Origin of the sequence: Streptomyces sp. NPDC049577, from assembly GCF_040675635.1 — a bacterium.
Taxonomy (GTDB): Bacteria; Actinomycetota; Actinomycetes; order Streptomycetales; family Streptomycetaceae; genus Streptomyces.
Window position 1 is genome coordinate 1 of the sequence record NZ_JBFAPH010000410.1, and the last position, 4,951, is coordinate 4,951.

Annotated in this window: 5 protein-coding genes; all 5 read left to right on the forward strand. The window is 77.5% G+C overall.

Going from position 1 to position 4,951, the window contains the following annotated elements; translation table 11 throughout:
- The first annotated feature begins 152 nt into the window (after positions 1–152).
- Entirely contained in the window at positions 153–1,208 is a 1,056-nt protein-coding gene (locus AB0K09_RS29735; RefSeq protein ID WP_366068511.1) for a glycosyltransferase family 9 protein, read from the forward strand.
- Positions 1,205–2,167, forward strand: a complete 963-nt coding sequence (locus AB0K09_RS29740; RefSeq protein ID WP_366068512.1) for a glycosyltransferase — start codon at positions 1,205–1,207, stop codon at positions 2,165–2,167. The genes AB0K09_RS29735 and AB0K09_RS29740 overlap by 4 nt, the downstream gene beginning before the upstream one ends.
- Positions 2,164–3,381, forward strand: a complete 1,218-nt coding sequence (locus AB0K09_RS29745; RefSeq protein WP_366068513.1) for a glycosyltransferase — start codon at positions 2,164–2,166, stop codon at positions 3,379–3,381. Before AB0K09_RS29740 ends, AB0K09_RS29745 begins: the two co-directional genes overlap by 4 nt.
- A 7-nt stretch (positions 3,382–3,388) precedes the next feature.
- Positions 3,389–4,036: an SIS domain-containing protein gene (locus tag AB0K09_RS29750; protein WP_366068514.1), complete on the forward strand. Its 648-nt coding sequence runs from the start codon at positions 3,389–3,391 to the stop codon at positions 4,034–4,036.
- 13 nt (positions 4,037–4,049) lie between these two features.
- Positions 4,050–4,951 (forward strand): PfkB family carbohydrate kinase (locus tag AB0K09_RS29755; RefSeq protein WP_366068515.1); only part of this gene is annotated, 902 nt, incomplete at its 3' end.

The following is a 4,951-nucleotide window of genomic DNA, read 5'->3' on the forward strand; positions in this document are numbered from 1 at the left end:
GTCCCCACCCCCCTCACCCGCCCCGAGGAGACCGACGCAGCCCCCGAACGGGCCGCGGACCTCCTCGGCGCGGTGCGTCTGCTGCTGGGCCCGGAGCCGCGCGCCGTACCGCCGCCCCCGCCGGCCGCCCTGCTGCGGGGAGGCGGTGCCGCATGAAGGCCATGGTGGTACGGCTCGACAGCTTCGGGGACGTCCTGCTCGCCGGTCCCGCCGTCCGGGCGGTCGCCGCGCGCGCGGACCGCACGACGATGCTCTGCTCACCCCGCGGTGCCCCGGCGGCACGGCTGCTGCCCGGCGTCGACGAGGTGATCGAGTGGGAGGCGCCCTGGGCGGGCTTCGCCCCCCCGCCGGTCGCACGCCCCGACATCGACGCCGTCGTCGACCGCATCGCCCGCGAAGCCCCCGACCAGGCCCTGGTCCTGACGTCCTTCCACCAGAACCCGCTGCCCGCCGCCCTGCTGCTGCGCATGGCCGGCGTGGGCCGCATCGCCGCCGACAGCGTCGACTACCCCGGCTCGCTGCTGGACCTGCGTCACCGCCGGGCCCCGCACCGCCACGAGGCGGACGCCGCCGCCGACCTGGCCGCCGCCGCGGGTTTCCCGCCGCCCCCCGGCGACGACGGACGGCTGGCCGTCCGCGACATTCCCCTGCCCGCCCCCGACCTGGCCGGCCCGCCCGGATACGTCGTGGTGCACCCCGGGGCAGCGGTGCCCGCCCGGCAGTGGGGCCGCGAGCGGTGCACCCAGGCGGTGCGCGCCCTCGACCGGGCGGGCTACCGGGTCGTGGTGACCGGCGGGCCCGGGGAGCGCGCGCTGACGGCCGAGGTCGCCGCCGGCACCGCCGTCGACCTCGGCGGCCGCACCACCCCCGCCGAACTGGCCGGCGTCCTCGCCCGGGCCGGGGCCGTGGTCGTCGGCAACACCGGCCCGGCCCATCTGGCCGCCGCCGTCGGCACCCCCGTGGTCAGCCTGTTCGCCCCCGTGGTCCCGGCCCAGCTGTGGGCCCCGTACAAGGTGCCGCACGTCGTGCTGGGGGACCAGCGCGCCCCCTGCGCCGGCAGCCGCGCCCGTGTCTGCCCCGTCCCCGGCCACCCCTGTCTCGACGAGGTGTCGCCCGAGGACGTGGTCGCGGCAGTGGAGAAGCTCACCGGCCGCACCCCCGGCCTGGACGGCAACGAGCGGACGGGCGAAGGGAAGGAGCGGGCGTGAGAATCCTGCTGTGGCACGTGCACGGCTCGTGGACGACGTCGTTCGTCCGGGGCCCGCACACCTACCTCGTGCCCGTCACCCCCGACCGCGGCCCGGACGGCCTGGGCCGGGCCGCCACCTTCGACTGGCCGGACTCCGTCGTCGAACTCACCCCCGAGCAGCTCCGCGAGACCGATGTCGACCTCGTCGTCCTCCAGCGCCCCCACGAGTTCGACCTCGCCCGCCGATGGCTGGGCAGGCGCCCCGGCGTCGACGTGCCGGCCGTCTACCTCGAACACAACGCGCCGCACGGCCGGGTGCCCGACACCCGGCACCCCGCCGCCGGCCGCCCCGGCGTGACCGTCGTCCACGTCACCCATTTCAACCAGCTCTTCTGGGACTGCGGCGCCACGCCGACCACGGTCATCGAACACGGCATCGTCGACCCCGGTGCCCGCTGGACCGGACACCTGGACCGAGCGGTCGTCGTCGTCAACGAGCCCCTGCGGCGCGGCCGGACGACCGGCACCGACCTGCTGCGCCACTTCGCCGGGGCGGCGCCGCTGGACGTCTTCGGCATGCGCACCGAACAGCTCGCCGCCCGGCTCGGGCTGCCCCCCGCCCGCTGCCGGGGCCGCGAACTCGTGCAGGAGCGGCTCCACCACGCCATGGCCGAGCGCCGCGTCTACGTGCACCCGGTGCGCTGGACCTCGCTGGGCCTGTCGCTGCTGGAGGCCATGCACCTGGCCATGCCCGTGGTCGCCCTGGCCACCACGGAGGTCGCCGAGGCCGTGCCCGCCGGCGCGGGCGTGGTCTCCAACCGGCTCGACGTCCTGCTGGAGGGCGTCCGCGGCTTCCTCGCCGACCCCGACCGCGCCCGCGAGGCGGGCCGGAAGGCCCGCGAGGCGGCCCTGGCCCGGTACGGGCTGCGACGGTTCCTGGGCGACTGGGAGCGTCTGATCAAGGAGGTCACCCGATGAGGATCGCCATGGTGTCCGAGCACGCCAGCCCGCTGGCCGCACTCGGCGGAGTGGACGCGGGCGGTCAGAACGTCTACGTCGCCCGGCTGGCGGACCTGCTGGCCGACCGCGGCCACCAGGTGACCGTCTACACCCGCCGGGACGACCCCGCCCTGCCGGAGCGGGTGCCCCTGCCGTCCGGGGCCGTCGTCGAGCATGTCACGGCCGGACCCGCCCGGGTGCTGGCCAAGGACGACCTCTTCCCCCACATGCCGGAGTTCGGCCGCCATCTGGCCGGCACCTGGCGGCGGACCCGCCCGGACGTGGTGCACGCCCACTTCTGGATGTCCGGCATGGCCGCCCTCGCCGGCGCGGAAGGACTCGGTGTGCCAGTCGTGCAGACCTACCATGCCCTCGGCACCGTCAAGCGCCGCCACCAGGGCGCCGCCGACACCAGCCCGCCCGAACGCCTGGGCATCGAGCAGCGCATCGGCCAGAGCTGCGCGGCCATCCTCGCCACCTGCTCGGACGAGGTCCGCGAACTGGCCCGCATGGGACTGCGGACCGCGCGCTGCAAGATCGTGCCCTGCGGCGTGGACACCGCCCGCTTCACCGCCCGGGGTGCCGCCGCCCGCACCCCGGCCCGTACCGAACGCCACCGGCTGCTGACCGTGGGCCGGCTCGTGCCCCGCAAGGGCATCGACGTGGCGCTGACCGCGCTGACCCGCGTCCCCGACACCGAACTGCTCGTCGCCGGCGGCCCGCCCGCCGACCGGCTGGCCGCCGACCCCGAGGCCCAGCGGCTGCTGGCCCTCGCCCACCACCTCGGCGTCGCCGAACGCTTCCATCTGCTGGGCTCCGTACCGCACCTGCGGATGCCCGCGCTCATCCGCAGCGCCGACGTGGTGCTCTGCACCCCCGCGTACGAGCCGTTCGGCATCGTCCCCGTGGAGGCCATGGCCTGCGGCACCCCCGTGGTGGCCACCGACGTGGGCGGCCACCGCGACACCGTCGTCCACCACCGCACCGGTCTCCTTGTCCCGCCCGGCGCCCCCGTCCAGCTGGCCTCGGCCGTCCGCGGCCTGCTCGCCGACCCGGAGCGGCTGCGCGCCTACGGGCACGCCGGGCGGCTGCGGGCCCTGTCCCAGTACCGGTGGGAGCGCGTGGCCGACGGCGTGGAGGCCGTCTACGCCCGTGTCACCGCCACCGACCCGATCCCCTCCGGGGCCAGGTGAGGCAGCCATGACCGCACATGTGACACCCCGCACCCCGGACCCCGCCGCACCGGTCCCCGACCGGCTCCGTCCGGCCGGAACGGAGCACTGCGGCCGGCTGCTGGCCGCGCTGGAACGCTTCCGCACCGAACACACCGCCACCACCCACCGCTGGGGCACCCGGCTGGCCGCCCGCCTGGCCTCCGGCGGCCGGCTGCTGGCCGCCGGCAACGGGGGCAGCGCCGCCCAGGCCCAGCACCTGACCGCCGAACTCGTCGGGCGCTACCGCGAGGACCGGGCCCCCTTCTCCGCGATCGCCCTGCACACCGACACCTCCAGCTGCACCGCGATCGTCAACGACTACGGCGCCCAGGAGCTGTTCGCCCGTCAGGTACGCGCCCACGCCCGGCCCGGCGACGTGCTGATCCTGCTCTCCACCAGCGGCGCGAGCGGCAATCTGCTGGCGGCCGCGGCGGCCGGGCACCGGGTGGGCGCCGAGGTGTGGTCGCTGACCGGCCCGGCCCCCAACCCGCTCGCCGACGCCGGCCACGAGCGGCTCTGCGTCCAGGCCGCCACCACCGCCACCATCCAGGAGCTGCACCTGGTCGCCGTGCACCTGGTGTGCGAGGCCTTCGACGCCGCCCTGGCCGTCAACCCGCCACCCATGAAGGACTGAAGGGGGCCTGGCCATGAGCACGGGCACACCGCTGCTGGTGATCGGCGACGCGCTGCTGGACCGCGATCTGACCGGCACCGCCGGCCGGCTGGCCCCCGACGCCCCCGTCCCCGTGGTGGACGGCTGCGCCGAACACCCGCGCCCCGGCGGCGCGGCCCTGGCCGCCTGCCTGGCCGCCCGCACCGGACGCTCCGTCACCCTCGTCACCGCCCTGGGCGACGACGACGCCAGCCGGCGCCTGCACGCCCTCCTCGACGGCGTCGTCACCCTGCTCCCGCTGCCGCTCGAAGGCGGGGGACTGCCCGAGAAGACCCGGGTCATGGCCGGCGGCCACCCGGTGGTCCGCCTGGACCGGGGCACCGGCCGGGCGGCCGCCGCCACCGAGGCCGCCCGGCGCGCCGTGGCCGGCGCGCAGGCGGTCCTGGTCGCCGACTACGCCCGCGGCAGCGCCGACGTCCTGCGGGACGAACTGGCCCGCCGCGCACCGCACACCGCCCTGGTGTGGGACCCGCACCCCCGCGGCACGACACCCGTGCCCGGCGCCCGCCTGGTCACGCCCGCCGCGGCCGAGGCCCGCCACTTCACCGGCGGCGACGGGCCCGACGGGGCCGACGGGGCGGACGCCGGCCTGGGCGTCGTGGCCCGCAGGGCGGCACGGCTGGTACGGGAGTGGCAGGCCGTCTCCGTGGCCGTGACGCTCGGCGCCCGCGGCGCGCTGCTCTCCCAGGGCGAGAGCCCGCTGCTCGTCCCCGCCCCCGCCCGGCACGGCGGCGACACCTGCGGCGCCGGCGACTGCTTCGCCGCCACCGCGGCCGCCCTCCTCGGCGACGGCGCGCTGCCCGCCGAGGCCGTCCAGGGCGCCGTCGCCGCCGCCACGGCCTACGTCGCCGCCGGCGGCCCCAGCACCACCACCCC

Bases quoted from the DNA above. Each gene is read 5' to 3' on its own strand.
- AB0K09_RS29735 (WP_366068511.1), top strand. From the start codon at position 153: ATGAAGGCCATGGTGGTACGGCTCGACAGCTTCGGGGACGTCCTGCTC.
- AB0K09_RS29745 (WP_366068513.1), top strand. From the start codon at position 2,164: ATGAGGATCGCCATGGTGTCCGAGCACGCCAGCCCGCTGGCCGCACTC.
- AB0K09_RS29750 (WP_366068514.1), top strand. From the start codon at position 3,389: ATGACCGCACATGTGACACCCCGCACCCCGGACCCCGCCGCACCGGTC.